Genomic DNA, 15,459 nt, shown 5'->3' on the forward strand with positions numbered 1-15,459 from the left:
ATAAGAGAGACGAGAGACGAGATTAGAAACTAGAAACTAGAAACTAGAGTAGATAGCTACGACCTAACGCTAGAAACTCGTTTTTCTCTAGCTCTTAAGCTTTTGCTCGTTCTCGCTCCTCGTACCTCTAATCTCGCCTCTAGTTCCTCGCTTCTTAGTTAGCAATTTTAATCATTTAAAATGAATATTTTTGTAACCAAAGGCTGTGCTTTACACCCGCAATGTGAGATAACGTCGCCCTTGCAGCAAATCTGCATACTCGGCAATGGATGCCGATGCCACGTTTTTAAGCTCCATACCCGTAAAATCAAAGAACAATTCGCACTCAAACATTAAGGAGGATGTTGAGGCTTAAGAGGCTTTATGAATCAATTAATTTCTGTTGGTGCGCTTGAATCATTTCTGATCGCCATTTTTGTGCTGTTCCTCGGCCACTTCATCAACGCACGAATTCCTGTACTCAAAAAATTCAACATCCCAGAGCCGATTGTCGGCGGTTTAGTCGTTGCCAGTGCGATTACAGTCTTGCACTTTAGAGGCATAGAACTCGATTTTCACCTGCCTTTGCAACACACTTTCATGCTGATGTTTTTCGCCACCGTTGGCCTCGCGGCTAACTACACACAGCTGATTAAAGGCGGCGCGAAAGTCTTCATTTTCCTCGGTGTCGCCTCACTCTACATCATGATCCAAAACGGCATTGGTGTGTCTCTCGCTACCGCGCTCGGCCTAGACCCACTCATGGGACTAATTGCAGGTTCTATTACCCTGTCTGGCGGACACGGCACAGGGGCGGCGTGGGCACAAACCTTCCAAGATGTTTACGGCATGAATAACGTGCTGGAAATCGCGATGGCATCCGCCACCTTCGGTTTGATCATGGGCGGTATCATTGGCAGTCCTGTGGCGCAGCGTTTGATCGACAAAAACAAACTGCAATCCCAATACGGCACCACGAACAAAACCCACGACCAATTCCCAGAACTCGTGACATACAGCGAGAACGAAGAAGATAACGTCACGGCGAAAAAGGTCATCGAAACCCTGTTCATCTTGCTGATCTGCGTAACTGGCGCAAAGTACCTCGAACAATGGGTAAGCAGCTTCGGCATCACATGGCTGATGATCCCCGATTTTGTGTATGCGCTGTTCATCGGCGTGGTGATCACCAACGTGGTGGAAGTCACCAAAGTGCAAAAAATGGACGTGGAAACCGTCGATATACTCGGCACGGTATCCCTCGCACTGTTCCTTGCCATGGCATTGATGAGCCTAAAACTGTGGAACATTCTTGATCTGGCTGTGCCCTTCCTCATCATCCTGATTGTTCAATCCATGATGTTGGCTGCATTCACCTACTTCGTGACGTATCGCGTAATGGGACGTAACTACGATGCCGCCGTGATCGCCAGCGGTCACTGCGGCTTCGGCTTAGGTGCAACCCCAACCGCAGTCATGAACATGGGTTCCGTCGTCAACCGCTTCGGTCCCTCACCACAAGCCTTCATGGTGGTGCCGATCGTCGGCGCGTTCTTCATTGATATCGTTAACCTGATTATCCTGCAGGCGACGTTGACCATTATTGGTTAATGAGCCTTATTGCCGCTCTCTCTTGAGGGAGCGGTGGTGCTTCGCACTTTTCTCAAACATCCAAGTCCCTTTTGATGGCACTGTAGATCCTGTGAGTCCAGTTATGTACTTTCTAGAAAGATAACCTCGTCAGAGTATGAAATTAGTGATTAAAGCGGTGTGTGGTGGCTTTGGCATTAGGTTACTCAACTCTAGGCAGAGCATTTTGTTGCGATAACATTCAAAATCAAAAATATTGAAATATAAGTGTTTTTTGTGCGGGTAATAACGTAATGGAACCAAAGCAAATTGTTCAAAGTGGGTTGAAGCGTTCAACAAAGGCGATGCTGATTTAATTACTGAATTTTACAGTGAAGGCGCAATTAAACAGATGTTCACAAACGAGTTTGCGGCTGCTGAAATGGTTTGCATTGTTGAAAATATTTTCCAGGATGGCCAATGGGCTATCTTAGAGTGGAAAGATCCAATTGGGTTGCGTGGTTGCGGTTTCTTCCAATTTGAAAACGGTCTAATTGTATTCCAGCGCGGTTATTGGGACAAATTGAGCTTCCTCAAAGCGCACAATCTACCCATTCCAAGTTAGTATTAGCGACATACCATAATGTTTAAGAGTGATTAGTACACGCACCCTTCACTCAACACCAAATTCAGAAAGGGCGACCCATGCGGTCGCCCTTCTCTTTTTTCTTTCTTGGCCCTTCAAAAACGCCCTCAATCAAAGTCAAAATCAGGCACGTATTTCTTCTTGAATTGCTTTAAGTCGCCGTCTGCGGATGCATCAGCCGGTAAGTCTGCATCTTCAGGGGTGATGCGGCTGCATTGGTTGTTGTCATACATCAGGTTGATGTGTCGGCATAGGCCATAGAGGCTGTTGTAAATCGAGTGCTCGTTAATGCCCATTTCATTCAGTTCATAAATAATTTTGTCTTTCAAATCCGGCATGATTGGCAATTCCGTTAGCAAAGATTGCAGACCCTCTTCGTCTTCCAAGGCGGTGAATACCGGCTCGCCGTTTTCTAACCGCGACGGGTGCGCGGTAAGGCGCTTGTTTTTGTACGGGGAATTCGGATTCACGGGCATGATGTGCAGTTGTTCTATCTCGAACGGGTTCTCGTTAATGCCGAGTGTCGGGATGTCTTCTGCGATCAGCATATACACATGAGGTTGAGAGCCAGGGCTGTGGCAGGCATACCACAGCGCTTCATACGGGTCGACGCTCCAATCCAGCAAGCGCGTTTCTAGCCCTGCATTGTGCGCTTCAACCAACAACTGACACGTTGTTGGGTTTTCCATATCAATGTAATCGCGGCCATAAAGATTAATCACGGCCAACATATTGGCTTCAATGTCACTGGACTTCGTTATGCTTCGCGCCGCTTGGGGGAGCAACTTACTTCGAATGTTAGGCTGGCCTCGGTACAACACCGTTTTATGCTGTTTTTTGACGTCTTCAATGGCAGCCGTAAATTTGGATAAAGAGTCGATATAGTTGATATGTTTCATGAAACCCTCGTTATCGAAAAGCCAATTCGAATGGTTGTCCGTCCTTGCTCTCACTATCACAGTGAGTGCTGAACTTGCGGTAATCGTCAGTGTTGAAAATGTTCACTGATTGAATATAGACATTTAATGAAATTATTTATTCCAATTATCGGAACAAATATCAAATTCAGACGTGCACGTCGTCAATGGTCTGCATCTGCTTTGCTGCATCAAGCCCCAACAAGGGATCATTTGCTGTTATTTATGGCGAACCTTTCACCCTGTTACTGTCGGTTAATGCCAATTCGTTTTGCATCACCGTCACCGCGATCACGTTGACGATATCGTCGTTACTGCACCCCCGCGATAAATCATTCGCAGGCTTTGCCAAGCCTTGTAATAACGGGCCAATCGCCACTGCCCCACCAATGCGTTCCGCGAGTTTGTAACCAATGTTCCCCGCTTCGAGATTTGGAAAAATCAGGACGTTGGATTGCCCTTTCACGTTGGAATTCGGCAGCTTCTTTTTGGCAACGTCAGCAACAATTGCCGCGTCTAGCTGCACGTCTTCATCAATGGCGATGTTGGGGGCTTGTTGCTTCACCAACTGCGATGCCCGCACCACCTTACTGACAGATTCATGTTGCGCGCTGCCACTGGTCGAGAAGGACAACATCGCGATTTTAGGCTCAACCATCAGCAGATTTTCAGCGCTCCTTGCAGCCGCCAGTGCAATGTTTGCCAGCTCTTCATCGGTAGGGTCGATCACTAAGCCACAGTCAGAAAAAATCAGACCACCTTTTAAGGTGTGGAAGGGCTGACACAGCATCATCAAAAAGAAACTGGATACGATGGTAGCTTTTTTGTCTAACCCTATGATTTGAATCGCGCTGCGTACCACGTCTTTCGTCGTGTGCGTTGCGCCCGCCACAGAGCCTTCCGCCATGCCCTTTGCGACCATGAGGTTGGCAAAATTGATGGGTTTTCGCGTTTCGGTTAACGCTTGCTCACGCGTGATGCCCTTCTTTTGGCGCAATAAAAAGTAATGTTCAGCGAGATCATCCGTCAATGGGCTGACATCAGGGTCAATCACGTCAAAATCATCAAGAGGAATGTCGGCGGCATCGGCGGTTTCTTGTATGTTCGCTCTGTTCCCCACCAATATAATGCTGGCAATCCCGCGCGTTTGAACTTCAAATGCAGCGTGTAAAACCCGTCGGTCTTCGCCTTCACACAACACGATTCTTGAATGCCGATCCTTTGCTTTCTCGATGATGTTGTTCATGGCTTTCATGCTGCACCGTCCAGTGAGTGTCGATTCACGACAATGAATATCAATTAATGAAACGTATCGTTTCACAAATTAAAATAACGAGCAATTAATAACCATTTTTTCACACAAGGTCAACACAAATGAGGGAGAAGAATGCAAAGAAAGAGAAGCCGAAGCGAAGAGCGTTTTGCGGTTTTATGCTTTTCAAAGGTGTGCATTTGTTTCGGGTTCTTCCACCCTTCGCGTTAAACCTCTGTTAAATCCAGATCACATAACCTATTAAAATATCGGGATTTTCGCGCTTCGGAAACTACGTAGTTTTTACGGGGTATAGACGAGGTGCAGAAATCCACAATCAACCACTTGCAACAAGAATCAGCAAAACCCTTACGTAGATATACGGAGATTCTGCGCCACCAGCCCCCTCTCTTTTGTCGTGCTACGTGCGAAGTAACACGGCTATTTTGTTAACAAGATGTTTCGCATTCTTGAGGTCGAACGCAACGATCAAAAGGATGTGAATCATGATCACTGTTACCTCAACCGCGAAAAAAGTGCTGCTCATGCTCGGCACGGTCACACTGCTTACGACAGCAAGTTTTTCTTCTTTTGCTGCCGACAAGGTTTATCGCTTAAAGCTGGCGGAAACCTGGGGGCCAAACTTCCCCATCTTCGGTGATGCCACCAAGAATATGGCAGCGATGGCTGAGAAGATGTCGAACGGTCGTCTTCAAATCCGTATCGACTCATCAAACAAGCACAAAGCACCGTTTGGTGTGTTTGACATGGTAAAAGCAGGCCAGTACGACATGGGACATTCCGCCTCTTACTACTGGAAAGGAAAAGTCCCGAATACCCTGTATTTCACCACAATGCCATTCGGCATGGTCGCCTCTGAACAATACGCATGGTTCTACCACGGCGGTGGCATGGCACTGATGGAAGAGGTGTATTCCCCGCACAACTTGCTATCATTCCCTGGCGGTAACACTGGCGTGCAGATGGGCGGTTGGTTTCAAAAAGAAATCAACAGTGTTGATGATCTGAATGGCCTGAAAATGCGCATTCCCGGCTTTGCGGGCGAAGTGCTTGCCAAACTTGGGGCAAGCCCAACCAACATTGCGCCGGGCGAACTCTACACAGCGCTAGAACGCCGCACGATTGATGCTCTTGAGTGGGTTGGCCCAGGTCTTGATTTGCGCATGGGCTTCCACAAAGTTGCCCCCCTTTACTACACAGGTTGGCATGAGCCAGCAACGGAATTGCAGTTCCTGTTCAACAAACGTAGCTGGGACAGGCTGCCAGAAGATCTGCAAGAAATCCTGCGCGTTGCCATGCGCACTGCCTCTTACGACATGTATATTCAAAACGCCCATGCCAGTGCAGAAGCGTGGGAAACCATGTTGAATGAGTACCCCGATATCCAAGTGAAGCAGTTCCCAGAATCTGTGCTTACGGCCATGAAAACCGCCAACGATGCCTTGCTCGCTGAACACGCAGCAAACGACGCACAAGCCAAGAAAATTCTCGATTCACAAGCGGAATACCTCAAGAAAGCCCGCCGCTGGACCACGATTTCAGACAAGGCATACCTCAACAGTCAGCAGACCGCTGAGTAGCCTTTTGCGCCGAGCAATTGTTCGGCGCCTTTTTCGTTTTGCTTGAACAGGATGTCTTATGCAAAGCCTGATAGTTCTGGAACGGCTCATAAACCGCATCGCCGACGCGCTCGGTTGGATAGCCAGTTCCTTATTTCTCTTATTGATGCTCAATGTATTTTACAACGTGGTAATGCGTTACGCCTTCGACAGCGTGTCTATCGCACTGCAAGAAATGGAATGGCATTTGTTTTCTGCCGTTTTTCTATTGGGCGTGCCTTACGCCGTGAAAGCAGGCGGACACGTGCGCATTGATGTGCTGTATGAACGCTGGAGCGAGAAAACGCAGGCGCTGGTCGACCTGCTCGGTTGTGTCCTTTTCCTGATGCCGTTTGCCATTCTCATCGTTTATTTCGGCATTGACTTCGCCAATGAGTCCTTGCAGCTTGGCGAAAGTAGTGGCGACCCCGGTGGTTTGCCACATCGCTGGATCATCAAAGCCATGATCCCGTTTTCCTTCTTCTTTATCGCCGTCACCGGGTTAGGGTTAATCCTTAACGCCCTCTCGCGTCTTCTTCGCCCAGCCGTATCAGGGAGTCTCCAATGATTGGCATTATCATGTTTGTTGTCGCCCTGTTTGCCTTGCTGATCGGCTTTCCTGTTGCCTTTACCTTCGGTGGCATTGCGTTGCTGTTCGGTGTGTGGGCGGAAGGTCTCGATATCTTCGCGTTCATGCCGTTTCGGATCATGAGCATCATGCAAAACACCGTACTTATGGCGGTGCCGCTGTTTGTGTTTATGGGCCTTGTGCTGCAGAAAACACGTCTAGCGGAGCAATTGCTCGAAGCCATGGCACGCCTGTTTGGTGGCGTGCGCGGTGGGCTTGCCATTTCAACGGTGTTAGTGGGCAGTTTGCTCGCGGCATCAACCGGCGTGGTGGGCGCATCTGTCGTGGCAATGGGCTTAATTTCATTGCCTGTCATGCTCAAGTACCAATACGACAAAGGCCTCGCCTGCGGCACTATTTGTGCGTCCGGCACCTTGGGGCAGATCATTCCCCCGTCTATCGTGCTCATCCTGCTTGGCGATGTGCTCGGCATTCCCGTCGGCGATTTGTTCCAAGCAGCCGTTTGGCCGGGTTTAATGCTGGTCGGCGCATACATTCTCTACATCCTCTATTTCGCCTTTCGCCACCCTGAAGCCGCGCAAGCCATGGAGCCCGTTGAAGGCCAATCACGCAAAGAAGAAATCATCGAAGCCTTGAAAGCGGTCATTCCGCCGCTGGCACTGATCATCGTGGTGCTTGGTTCAATTTTCGCGGGCATTGCGACACCAACAGAGTCTGCTGCTTTGGGCGGCATTGGCGCGATTCTTCTGTCTCTGATCTATCGCCAGTTTTCGTGGAAGCTGTTGTATGACAGTGCCTTTGAAACCGTCAAAGTGACGGCCATGGTGTTCGGTATTTTGCTGGGTGCGACCGCCTTTTCCATGGCGTTTACCTACACGGGCGGCGACTATTTGGTTGAAGAGTGGATGCTGGCGCTGCCGGGTGAAAAATGGGGATTTTTGATCATCACCATGCTCGTGATTTTGCTGTTGGGCTTCTTTATCGACTTCGTTGAAATCTGTTTCATCATTGTGCCGATCCTTGCCCCTGTTGCGGAGCTGATGGGCATCAACATGACGTGGTTTGCGATTTTGATTGCGATGAACTTACAGTCCTCCTTCTTAACGCCGCCGTTCGGGTTCAGCTTGTTCTACCTAAAAGGCTGTGCCCCTGATGGGATAACAACGCGGGACATTTACCGCGGTGTCATGCCCTTTATCTTTATCCAAGTGGCGGTGCTTGCCAGTATTTTGCTCTTGCCAGAACTGTATGGGTTTTGATGTTGGAGACGAGCTAAACCCTTCGCGAGTATCGCCTATGGCTTGACGAATATTGGTAATTCTTGCAACAGTTTGTGGCGGCTTTATACAAGGCGGAGGCTTCGATGTGTAGCAGGCCTACATGAGAAGCCGATAACGCAGTAGAAAGTCGCCACAAACGCTACAAAAAGGGTTCTACACTGAGGGGAGTCATGGTGGTCACGCAGGGAGAGCAGTGGATGACACTCAAACTTAAAATCATTTTACTGACGGTGATCCCGCTGATTGTCATCAGTTACATGATTGGCTGGATCACCATTCAGCAAGCGGAGTCATTGGGAGTGAAAGAGGTTTCCACCTTTCGTGCCAGCATGCTCTCTTCCCGTGAGCAATCGATCAAAGATTACGTGAACCTCGCGACACAAAGCATCAAGCACATATACGATAACGCCGATGCGAATGACGCTGAGGCCAAGCTGCAGGTACTAGAGATCTTGCGCGAGATGCGTTACAGCGATGACGGCTACTTCTTTGTTTACGATGAAAACGGCTACAACCTTGTTCACCCGATCATGCCGGAGCTTGAAGGCCAAAACCTCATTGGCCTTCAAGATTCAAACGGAGATTTTCTGATCCAAAACCTGATTGCCTCCGCCAAAGCAGGTGGCGGTTTTCATGAGTACCTTTGGCACAAACCGTCTACCGATGAAATCGTGCCCAAGCTCAGCTATTCCGTGTGGTTGCCCAAATGGAAATGGATGGTCGGCTCGGGCTTGTACATTGAAGACATTGGTCATCAAATAGAGGAAGTAAAAACGTCGGTTCAAGCCAGTATCAACACCACTTACCTCGCCATCATTGTGGTGCTCATTACCTCTGTAGTGATCATGATCGTGATAGCGTTGGCGGTGAATTTACACGAACACCGCATTGCCGATATGCGGCTCAGGGAACTCGCCTACCGCACTGTCATGATGCAAGAAGACGAGAAAAAACACCTCTCACGCGAATTGCACGACGGCATTAATCAGCTACTCGTATCTGCCAAATGCCACTTGGAGTTGCTGGCCAAAAGCGTACTCTATCGAAACGAAGACAGCGAACTCACCCACCTTCAAAAGAGTGAACGTTCCTTGGTGATGGCCATCAGTGAAGTGCGCCGAATGTCTCGTACTCTTCGCCCAACCACACTTGATGACATCGGCCTGACCGCGGCGCTAGAAAGCCTCGCCACTGACTTTGCGTCAGCCACAAATGTTCAAGTCGATACTCACCTCGACCAAATTGATGCCACCCTGCCCCCGGATGTGGTCACCACCTTGTATCGCGTGGTGCAAGAATCCTTGGTGAACGTTGAAAAACACAGTGGCAGTTCCCTTGTTGAGCTTGAAGTGACACAGCTTGGCGAGCGCCTTCAACTCATTATTCGAGACAACGGCATTGGCTTTAAAGTGTCAGACGCACTGAAAGGTCGCGGCATTGGTTTACGCAACATGCGAGAGCGCATCGAGTTCATTGGGGGTGATCTGGAAATCAGTTCTAGCACCGCAAACGGCACGGAAATCATGGTGTTGTTAGACTTATCAGTAATCACCAAAGACGTGTAATCAGGGACGTTACGGGATCTGGGTGTTCAAGGATTTACAGGAGTAGATAAGCCATGCGCCAAGACACAGACGACATTCGCGTATTACTGGTAGATGATCACCGCGTCGTCATCGAAGGCTTTATCGCAAGGCTGGAAAGCGAACCGGGTATTGCTGTCGTCGGCACCGCCAGCAACGGCGTTGAAGCCCTCGAACAAGCCAAAGTGCTTGACCCTGACGTTGTGCTCATGGACATCACTATGCCGATCCTCAACGGCCTAGAAGCCACCGCTTTGTTCAAGCAAGAACATCCCAACACCAAAATCCTCATGCTCACCATGCACGACAACCGCGAATACATTCTGGAAGTGATGCAATGCGGCGCGTCCGGCTACATCCTGAAAGATGTTTCCGCCGAGGAAATGGTCAAAGCCATTGAAACCGTGCATTCCGGCGCAAGCTACTTCTGTCAATCCGCCAGCAAAGCCCTGTTCAACACCCCAGAAGAGAGCCCTGTAAAAACCACTACAAAATCTGTCCTCAGCCGCCGAGAAATCACCGTACTCCTGCTCGTCACCGAAGGGAAAAGCAGCAAACACATCGCCCAAGAACTCGACATCAGCGTCAGAACCGTCGAAACCCACCGCCAAAACATCAAACACAAACTCGACATTACCTCCACCGCCGAAATGATCACTTATGCCGTGCAAGCCGGGCTGATTGATGGGGTTGGGTGATGATTGAAGGTTGAGGATTAAACAGTGATGAGAATGAAGAAAAAATCCCGCCAACTAGGCGGGATTTCTTTTTGTAAAGACGACATAAAAGTAGGAACAAAAGAGAAGCATGTCGGCATTAGCATCTGTTTGTTAATGAGCTCAATTAATATTGATCTTCAAGCTCTCATCCACTTCCAAGCGTAAGGCAACTGAGCGCTCTTTACCGACTTTTAGGGATTTTCCATCCCCCATGCGGCGCATGTTTAGGCCGAGTGAGCGGAGCATTCTTTCGCAGCCGACGGTGGTAACAAGCACGTAAGCGCGGATGTCGTTTTCTTGGGCGAAATCGTAGAACGAACGGATGAGTGTCAGGGCGTTGTTGCCGAACCAGCCGTTGGTGTTTTCGTAGCTCTCTTTCGACGTCGTGAAGCGCGAGATTTCCCAAACGCCCTCTTCCATTGGCGCTTCTTCGCCTTGCAGCAATTGGGGGAACACGTCTTTCAGCATGTATTCGCCTTGTGTTGGCATGGCACGCCAGCAACCAATCACTTCTTGGTTTTCTTCCGTCAGTGCGACGTAACTGGTTTGATCCATTTCATCAAAGTTATCTGATTCCATTTCTTGCGTTGAATCGACTTCCCACCCTAAGCGCTCCAAAAAGCTGCGATGACGTAGACGGAAGATATTGTTCAGAACAGCAGGATTATTGAATTTTGATTCTGGTGTCAGGGTAATTAGCTGGCTCATGGTTATTCCTTCAACTTGTCGGTGGTAATCGTTTAAGGCGATTGCTTGAGAACGAGTTCAAGGCTATGGCAGCCCCTCGACATCGGTAAGCTGTCGGAAATAACAGTCATAAATCTGGACACTTTATCTTGTTGATAAAAAGCATTTTTATCTTGATACAACCCCCTCCCTATCACTTGTAACAGGGGATTTTTAGGCAGCATTTTTCTATGGTTGGACTATACAAAAGCGCGGCAAAATCGCGTGAGGAAACAGGAATAGAACACCTTGGATAATCCAAATAGAAAACGCGCATTTGCGCAGACGATACTCAGTTCTTCACAAGAGGAAAACGCAATGCCAGATGAATTAGTCATGGCATTAAACAAGGCGAAAGCGCTTTCGAGTCGTAACGGCGTTGCTTGGTTGATGTTCGAAAAGAATCAGCTCATTGCGAGTTATAGCGGCTTTGCAGGTGACCCCATGTTCGCGTCTTTAGAACGCGTGAAGCCTGCGGCGCATCAGCGTCGTCTTTATATCTCCTCCCCACCTCATCGTCATTCCTATAAGAGCAGTGAACTGGAAGAAGTCGCAGAAACATGGGAGCTTGATTTGGTCTGCTTCCCCCAGTTGTCGGACGCCATGAACAGCGCTTTGGCGGTCGAAGCTCATGAGCCAGAGAATTACACCCTAACGACCCCCACTTTGAGCCCAAAAAGCGAATCGATTTTCTTTGGTCCCGCCATGCTCGAAAAGCACCATAGGCCTTGGACAACCTGCTTTATTTCGATGAACAGCCAAGGTCAGGGGGTGAAATACGATCACTTTTTATCAGGGTTTGGTGCGGAAAGTACCTTTCATCACACGTTAACCAAGCATACGATTGTGGCCATCCAGAAAGGCCTGACCCAGTGCGACCCTCAGCTAAACGCAATCAAAGAGAAATGCTGCGCCATCGAAATAGAAAGTGCCGATGCCCTTGTTCAATTGCAGAACAAACTCGCCCGTGGCGGACAAAGCACCTTAGTCACCCTGTGCGACTACGCCTTCTTTTGTGAACTCGCGAACGCCAACACCGTGGATGAATGTCGAACTTATGTCGCATTAACCGAATTGCCAACCTTTCAGCCGTTGACTGCATCGTTTGGAAAGCAAGCACAAGCAGTACCGAGCCTTTTTGGTTGGCAGGTAACATCCACCCACAGTTTTGATGCAGGTGTACTGATCCAAATGCGCCGTAAAATCCAATATATGGATGAAGCAAGCGCAATAGATGTCTGATCTCCACGCCTTGGAATGCTCACTTCGATTTTATGAATAGAAAACAGAGAATTGAAGTGAGTAAAACCACGCCACCACACTGAGCGTCTCTTCTGTATCCTTTCGTTTTGCCCACGAATATTAACCCCTTCATCTAAATAGATATAAACAGATTAAACTCATGTTTAATTAAAACTGGCAGCAGCACTATTATATTTCTCACACTCAGTGCACATTATTTAATTCCAATGACAGTAATGATTAAAAAATAACCAAATTTTGATCTCATTCTTTTCTTGATATTTCCCTATCACACGTCAGGACATTCTAATAAAGCGACAAGAGCAATTACTTTATTTTTCTCACTTTAGATTCAATATGGAAAATGCATCCAATACCGCCCAAAAAACTGGCCTTTCGTTTGACCGTTTCTGGAACGCAGTGCTATGTTTTAGTGCATTGATAACTTGATACAGCAAGCGTTAGAGCGAACCGTGGCACAAGTACGTCGCCGCAAACCGTATCGCCCTCACTCGATAACGATGTCTAATTCGCCTCACTCAGCCTTTCACATCAAGGATGAAAATGTAGTATTTATGGATACCGATCAGCTATATACCATTATTGAAAAACTGAACGATGTAAAAAATAAAGAACAGCTTGAATCTTTGTGCGAACAATTCTGTGAACTCGTTGAACTCCCCTATTATTTATTTGGTGTCATTGAGCAAGAATCACTTTATGCGCCCGTCATTCATACGTTCACTAATTATCCAGCACCTTGGTTAGAAAAATATTTTCAACAGAATAAACAACGTGTCGATCCTGTGGTGAGCTACATCATGACGCAGCAAGCACCGATACGCTGGGATTCCCTTGTTCAACGTGAAGAATTTCAAGCGCCTCAGCAACAAGAACTGATGGCACTCGCCAGCCAATATGGCCTGTGTAATGGGTTCACCGTACCGATCAAATCTGCATCCGGGGATTTTGTCTTGCTCAGCATGGCCATTGGGGATGTTGAAAACCAATGCGAAAAGCTCAATGCCGCCATCCCTTTCGCACACACGCTCGCCACCCATCTTCTTGAGTGCTACCTCACCATGAAGATCAAAAACCAAGACTGCGAAGAAGTGTCTCTCACCAAACGAGAAACCGATTGTCTGTTTTGGGCAAGTGAAGGGAAAACCGCATGGGAAATTTCAAAGATCATCAATGTGTCTGAACGAACCGTGTTGTTTCACCTGAATAACTGCACCAAAAAACTCGCTGCCTCGAACCGCCAACACGCGGTTGCCCTAGCGGTTAAAAAAGGATTACTCAAGCCCAATCTATAGCAGCGCGGTGAAAAAGGCGTTTCTCGCCTTCCCCTCGCACAACGAAAAACGCGGAGCCCAAAGGCTCCGCGTTTTTGCGCATAACGTTCGCATTAGCTCACTCGTCGCAGCGATTCTGAAGCCATTTCCTGTTCGATGTTTGTGTATCTGCGCTTCATCTCTTCGATGGAATCTTGCTTACCCACTTGTTGAACCCCGGTTGGCGTCACCAAATATTCAGCCGGGAAACCGTGGCCAATAAACAGCCCAGGGGAACTGGTGATCGCGTACGCGCCCACTTGATGCACCACCAAGTAATCCCCAACGGCGAGCGGTGCAGAATCAAACTTGTCAGCAATGATGTCAGACGGCGTACACAGCGGGCCTACAAGGGTGTATCGCTGTGCTTCTGCTTTTGTTCCTGAAAGAGCTTCACCACACGCTGTGTTCTCACGATTTGGCAACGCCGCGCATGCAATCTCAGCCACGTTCAAGCGCGTTGCTTTATTGATGAAATACGGTTTTCGCATCAAGTTCGCAAACGCCGTTGCACCATGAAACAGGTTATAGCCGCCATCACACACCACAAAGGTTTTGCCGCCCGACTGCTTAATGGATTTCACCTGAATCACGGCCTTGCCGTTCTCGCCGACGATAAAGCGACCACTTTCGAAAAACAGGCGTGTCGCCCCTGTTTTTTCAATCAAGTTCTGCTGCAAAGATAACAAAGCCTCTCGCATCGGCTCGACGGCAAGTGCCGCTTCCCCTTTGTAATAAGGAATGCCAAAACCGCCCCCCAAATTGATCGCATCAAGCGGCAATGCAAAACGCGTTTGCAGATCAATCAAGCACTCACACAGCGCCGAAAAATTAGCGATAAAACTGTCAGGGTCGAGCACCCGCGTCGTGGCGTAAATGTGCACGCCAGAAATCGCGACTTGGTGGGATTTGGCGAGCGCCAACACGGTCGGCAAGTCGTCTTCCGTAATACCAAATTGCGATGCCGCGCCGCCCATTTTCATTGAACCGCCAGAGATTTCCACGTTCGGGTTTAAGCGCAATAAGATCGCCGTGTCCGAACCATAGCGCCTTTTTAGCGCTCCAAGCTCCACCAGCTCTTCGGCACTTTCTACAGCAACAAACGCGATGTTATTTCGCACACATTCGGTGAGAAGTCGTGTAGATTTATAGGGGCCAACACACCCAATGTTTTTCGGCGCAACACCGCTTGAAAGTGCCACGTCTAGCTCAAAAGCACTGCTCACATCGCAGCCTAGCCCTTGGTTCACAATGGTCTCAACCAGCGACGGATTTGGGTTAGCTTTCAGGGAATACAATACAGTGGCGACATCCGGCAGAGTCACGGTTTTTAAGCGATCACATTGCTGCTGAATCCCAGCTTGGTCATACACATAAAATGGCGTATGAGGCATCGAAGTCTTTAACATCTTAAACGTCCTATTCGGGGTGCTTTCCTTTACGGATTCTTAAACTCAACGTAAGTCAGGCAGCGTTTTGCAGGGGCGTGGTGCACCATGTCTACCGATTCCAACTCATCGTTATTGGTGTTGATCGTGATAAGGCTCAGCACGTTATGGCATGCCTTTTCAGCGCGTAAGCTCATGTAAACAAAGTATTCGAGATACTCTTGATTACGTTCTTCGCGCAGAAACATGAAATGGTTAATTTCATCGCTTTCCTCAAACACCCACGGGCTGCCAGACAGCTCATGGCCGTTCAACATGTTCCGCACTTCCGCTTTATCGAAGCTGGATTTGGCACTCGCAAACGGCACCACCAGCAAAAGCGCGAGCACGTAGCGTTTCTTCATTAGGGTGTTGAACATAGACCTAAACATAAATCCTCCTTGGTATAACGCTGTCACCTTTCCTCGCGCACTTAACATCACTCACCTGAAGGGGTCTCAGCCGGTTTTAGAAGCAAACGCGCATCAAGGCGGGATGGGGAAATTCCCACTGTGCTATACACCATCGCATATCGAAGGAATGGGGCTAACTGTCAGAATTGACAGCTGGGTGAAGA

14 protein-coding genes are annotated in these 15,459 nt (G+C 48.5%); 9 read left to right on the forward strand and 5 right to left on the reverse strand.

What is annotated here, in order from left to right:
- Nucleotides 1-363: 363 nt before the first annotated feature.
- Both gltS and EQP46_RS02945 read left to right on the forward strand, forming a co-directional pair.
- The gene (gene gltS, locus EQP46_RS02940) at nucleotides 364-1,590 is read left to right on the forward strand and encodes a sodium/glutamate symporter (RefSeq protein ID WP_129492234.1); all 1,227 of its coding nucleotides are present in this window, start codon (nucleotides 364-366) and stop codon (nucleotides 1,588-1,590) included.
- 370 nt (nucleotides 1,591-1,960) lie between these two features.
- A complete protein-coding gene (locus EQP46_RS02945) occupies nucleotides 1,961-2,173 on the forward strand; it encodes a nuclear transport factor 2 family protein (RefSeq protein WP_240671630.1) in 213 nt (70 codons plus the stop codon).
- Nucleotides 2,174-2,301: 128 nt separating this feature from the next.
- Here EQP46_RS02945 and EQP46_RS02950 read toward each other — a convergent pair whose 3' ends face one another.
- Both EQP46_RS02950 and pta read right to left on the reverse strand, forming a co-directional pair.
- Entirely contained in the window at nucleotides 2,302-3,093 is a 792-nt protein-coding gene (locus EQP46_RS02950; RefSeq protein WP_129492235.1) for an FRG domain-containing protein, read from the reverse strand.
- Between the two features lie 241 nt (nucleotides 3,094-3,334).
- Nucleotides 3,335-4,366, reverse strand: coding sequence for a phosphate acetyltransferase (gene pta, locus EQP46_RS02955; RefSeq protein WP_129492236.1), 1,032 nt, complete (start codon nucleotides 4,364-4,366; stop codon nucleotides 3,335-3,337).
- Nucleotides 4,367-4,908: 542 nt separating this feature from the next.
- Here pta and EQP46_RS02960 point away from each other — a divergent pair.
- The 5 genes from EQP46_RS02960 to EQP46_RS02980 all read left to right on the forward strand — a co-directional run bounded on the left by EQP46_RS02960 (nucleotide 4,909) and on the right by EQP46_RS02980 (nucleotide 10,132).
- Nucleotides 4,909-5,964: a TRAP transporter substrate-binding protein gene (locus EQP46_RS02960; protein ID WP_371734831.1), complete on the forward strand. Its 1,056-nt coding sequence runs from the start codon at nucleotides 4,909-4,911 to the stop codon at nucleotides 5,962-5,964.
- A gap of 58 nt (nucleotides 5,965-6,022) precedes the next feature.
- The gene (locus tag EQP46_RS02965; protein WP_017002964.1) at nucleotides 6,023-6,550 is read left to right on the forward strand and encodes a TRAP transporter small permease subunit; all 528 of its coding nucleotides are present in this window, start codon (nucleotides 6,023-6,025) and stop codon (nucleotides 6,548-6,550) included.
- On the forward strand, nucleotides 6,547-7,830 hold the full coding sequence (locus tag EQP46_RS02970) for a TRAP transporter large permease (RefSeq protein WP_017010617.1): 1,284 nt from the start codon (nucleotides 6,547-6,549) through the stop codon (nucleotides 7,828-7,830). Before EQP46_RS02965 ends, EQP46_RS02970 begins: the two co-directional genes overlap by 4 nt.
- Nucleotides 7,831-8,048: 218 nt before the next feature.
- Nucleotides 8,049-9,416 carry a cache domain-containing protein gene (locus EQP46_RS02975; RefSeq protein ID WP_129492238.1) on the forward strand — a complete coding sequence of 456 codons (1,368 nt, stop codon included), beginning with the start codon at nucleotides 8,049-8,051 and terminating at the stop codon, nucleotides 9,414-9,416.
- Between the two features lie 53 nt (nucleotides 9,417-9,469).
- Entirely contained in the window at nucleotides 9,470-10,132 is a 663-nt protein-coding gene (locus tag EQP46_RS02980) for a response regulator transcription factor (protein ID WP_129492239.1), read from the forward strand.
- 141 nt (nucleotides 10,133-10,273) lie between these two features.
- Here EQP46_RS02980 and EQP46_RS02985 read toward each other — a convergent pair whose 3' ends face one another.
- Nucleotides 10,274-10,861, reverse strand: a complete 588-nt coding sequence (locus EQP46_RS02985; protein WP_129492240.1) for an acyl-homoserine-lactone synthase — start codon at nucleotides 10,859-10,861, stop codon at nucleotides 10,274-10,276.
- A gap of 336 nt (nucleotides 10,862-11,197) precedes the next feature.
- Here EQP46_RS02985 and EQP46_RS02990 point away from each other — a divergent pair, with 336 nt between their 5' ends.
- Nucleotides 11,198-12,121 carry a hypothetical protein gene (locus EQP46_RS02990; protein WP_240671632.1) on the forward strand — a complete coding sequence of 308 codons (924 nt, stop codon included), beginning with the start codon at nucleotides 11,198-11,200 and terminating at the stop codon, nucleotides 12,119-12,121.
- 575 nt (nucleotides 12,122-12,696) lie between these two features.
- Nucleotides 12,697-13,437: a LuxR family transcriptional regulator gene (locus tag EQP46_RS02995; RefSeq protein WP_129492242.1), complete on the forward strand. Its 741-nt coding sequence runs from the start codon at nucleotides 12,697-12,699 to the stop codon at nucleotides 13,435-13,437.
- 92 nt (nucleotides 13,438-13,529) lie between these two features.
- Here the strand turns inward: EQP46_RS02995 and EQP46_RS03000 are convergent, their stop codons facing one another.
- Nucleotides 13,530-14,864 (reverse strand): type III PLP-dependent enzyme domain-containing protein, encoded by a 1,335-nt coding sequence (locus tag EQP46_RS03000; protein WP_129492243.1) that lies wholly within the window; start codon nucleotides 14,862-14,864, stop codon nucleotides 13,530-13,532.
- A 29-nt stretch (nucleotides 14,865-14,893) separates the two neighbouring features.
- A complete protein-coding gene (locus tag EQP46_RS03005; RefSeq protein ID WP_129492551.1) occupies nucleotides 14,894-15,262 on the reverse strand; it encodes a hypothetical protein in 369 nt (122 codons plus the stop codon).
- Nucleotides 15,263-15,459 lie beyond the last annotated feature (197 nt).

Origin of the sequence: Enterovibrio baiacu (genome assembly GCF_004120195.1) — a bacterium.
GTDB classification, from domain to species: domain Bacteria; phylum Pseudomonadota; class Gammaproteobacteria; order Enterobacterales; family Vibrionaceae; genus Enterovibrio; species Enterovibrio baiacui.

Bases quoted from the DNA above. Each gene is read 5' to 3' on its own strand.
- gltS (WP_129492234.1), top strand. From the start codon at position 364: ATGAATCAATTAATTTCTGTTGGTGCGCTTGAATCATTTCTGATCGCC.
- EQP46_RS02945 (WP_240671630.1), top strand. From the start codon at position 1,961: ATGTTCACAAACGAGTTTGCGGCTGCTGAAATGGTTTGCATTGTTGAA.
- EQP46_RS02950 (WP_129492235.1), bottom strand. From the start codon at position 3,093: ATGAAACATATCAACTATATCGACTCTTTATCCAAATTTACGGCTGCC.
- pta (WP_129492236.1), bottom strand. From the start codon at position 4,366: ATGAAAGCCATGAACAACATCATCGAGAAAGCAAAGGATCGGCATTCA.
- EQP46_RS02960 (WP_371734831.1), top strand. From the start codon at position 4,909: ATGCTCGGCACGGTCACACTGCTTACGACAGCAAGTTTTTCTTCTTTT.
- EQP46_RS02965 (WP_017002964.1), top strand. From the start codon at position 6,023: ATGCAAAGCCTGATAGTTCTGGAACGGCTCATAAACCGCATCGCCGAC.
- EQP46_RS02970 (WP_017010617.1), top strand. From the start codon at position 6,547: ATGATTGGCATTATCATGTTTGTTGTCGCCCTGTTTGCCTTGCTGATC.
- EQP46_RS02975 (WP_129492238.1), top strand. From the start codon at position 8,049: ATGACACTCAAACTTAAAATCATTTTACTGACGGTGATCCCGCTGATT.
- EQP46_RS02980 (WP_129492239.1), top strand. From the start codon at position 9,470: ATGCGCCAAGACACAGACGACATTCGCGTATTACTGGTAGATGATCAC.
- EQP46_RS02985 (WP_129492240.1), bottom strand. From the start codon at position 10,861: ATGAGCCAGCTAATTACCCTGACACCAGAATCAAAATTCAATAATCCT.
- EQP46_RS02990 (WP_240671632.1), top strand. From the start codon at position 11,198: ATGCCAGATGAATTAGTCATGGCATTAAACAAGGCGAAAGCGCTTTCG.
- EQP46_RS02995 (WP_129492242.1), top strand. From the start codon at position 12,697: ATGGATACCGATCAGCTATATACCATTATTGAAAAACTGAACGATGTA.
- EQP46_RS03000 (WP_129492243.1), bottom strand. From the start codon at position 14,864: ATGTTAAAGACTTCGATGCCTCATACGCCATTTTATGTGTATGACCAA.
- EQP46_RS03005 (WP_129492551.1), bottom strand. From the start codon at position 15,262: ATGTTCAACACCCTAATGAAGAAACGCTACGTGCTCGCGCTTTTGCTG.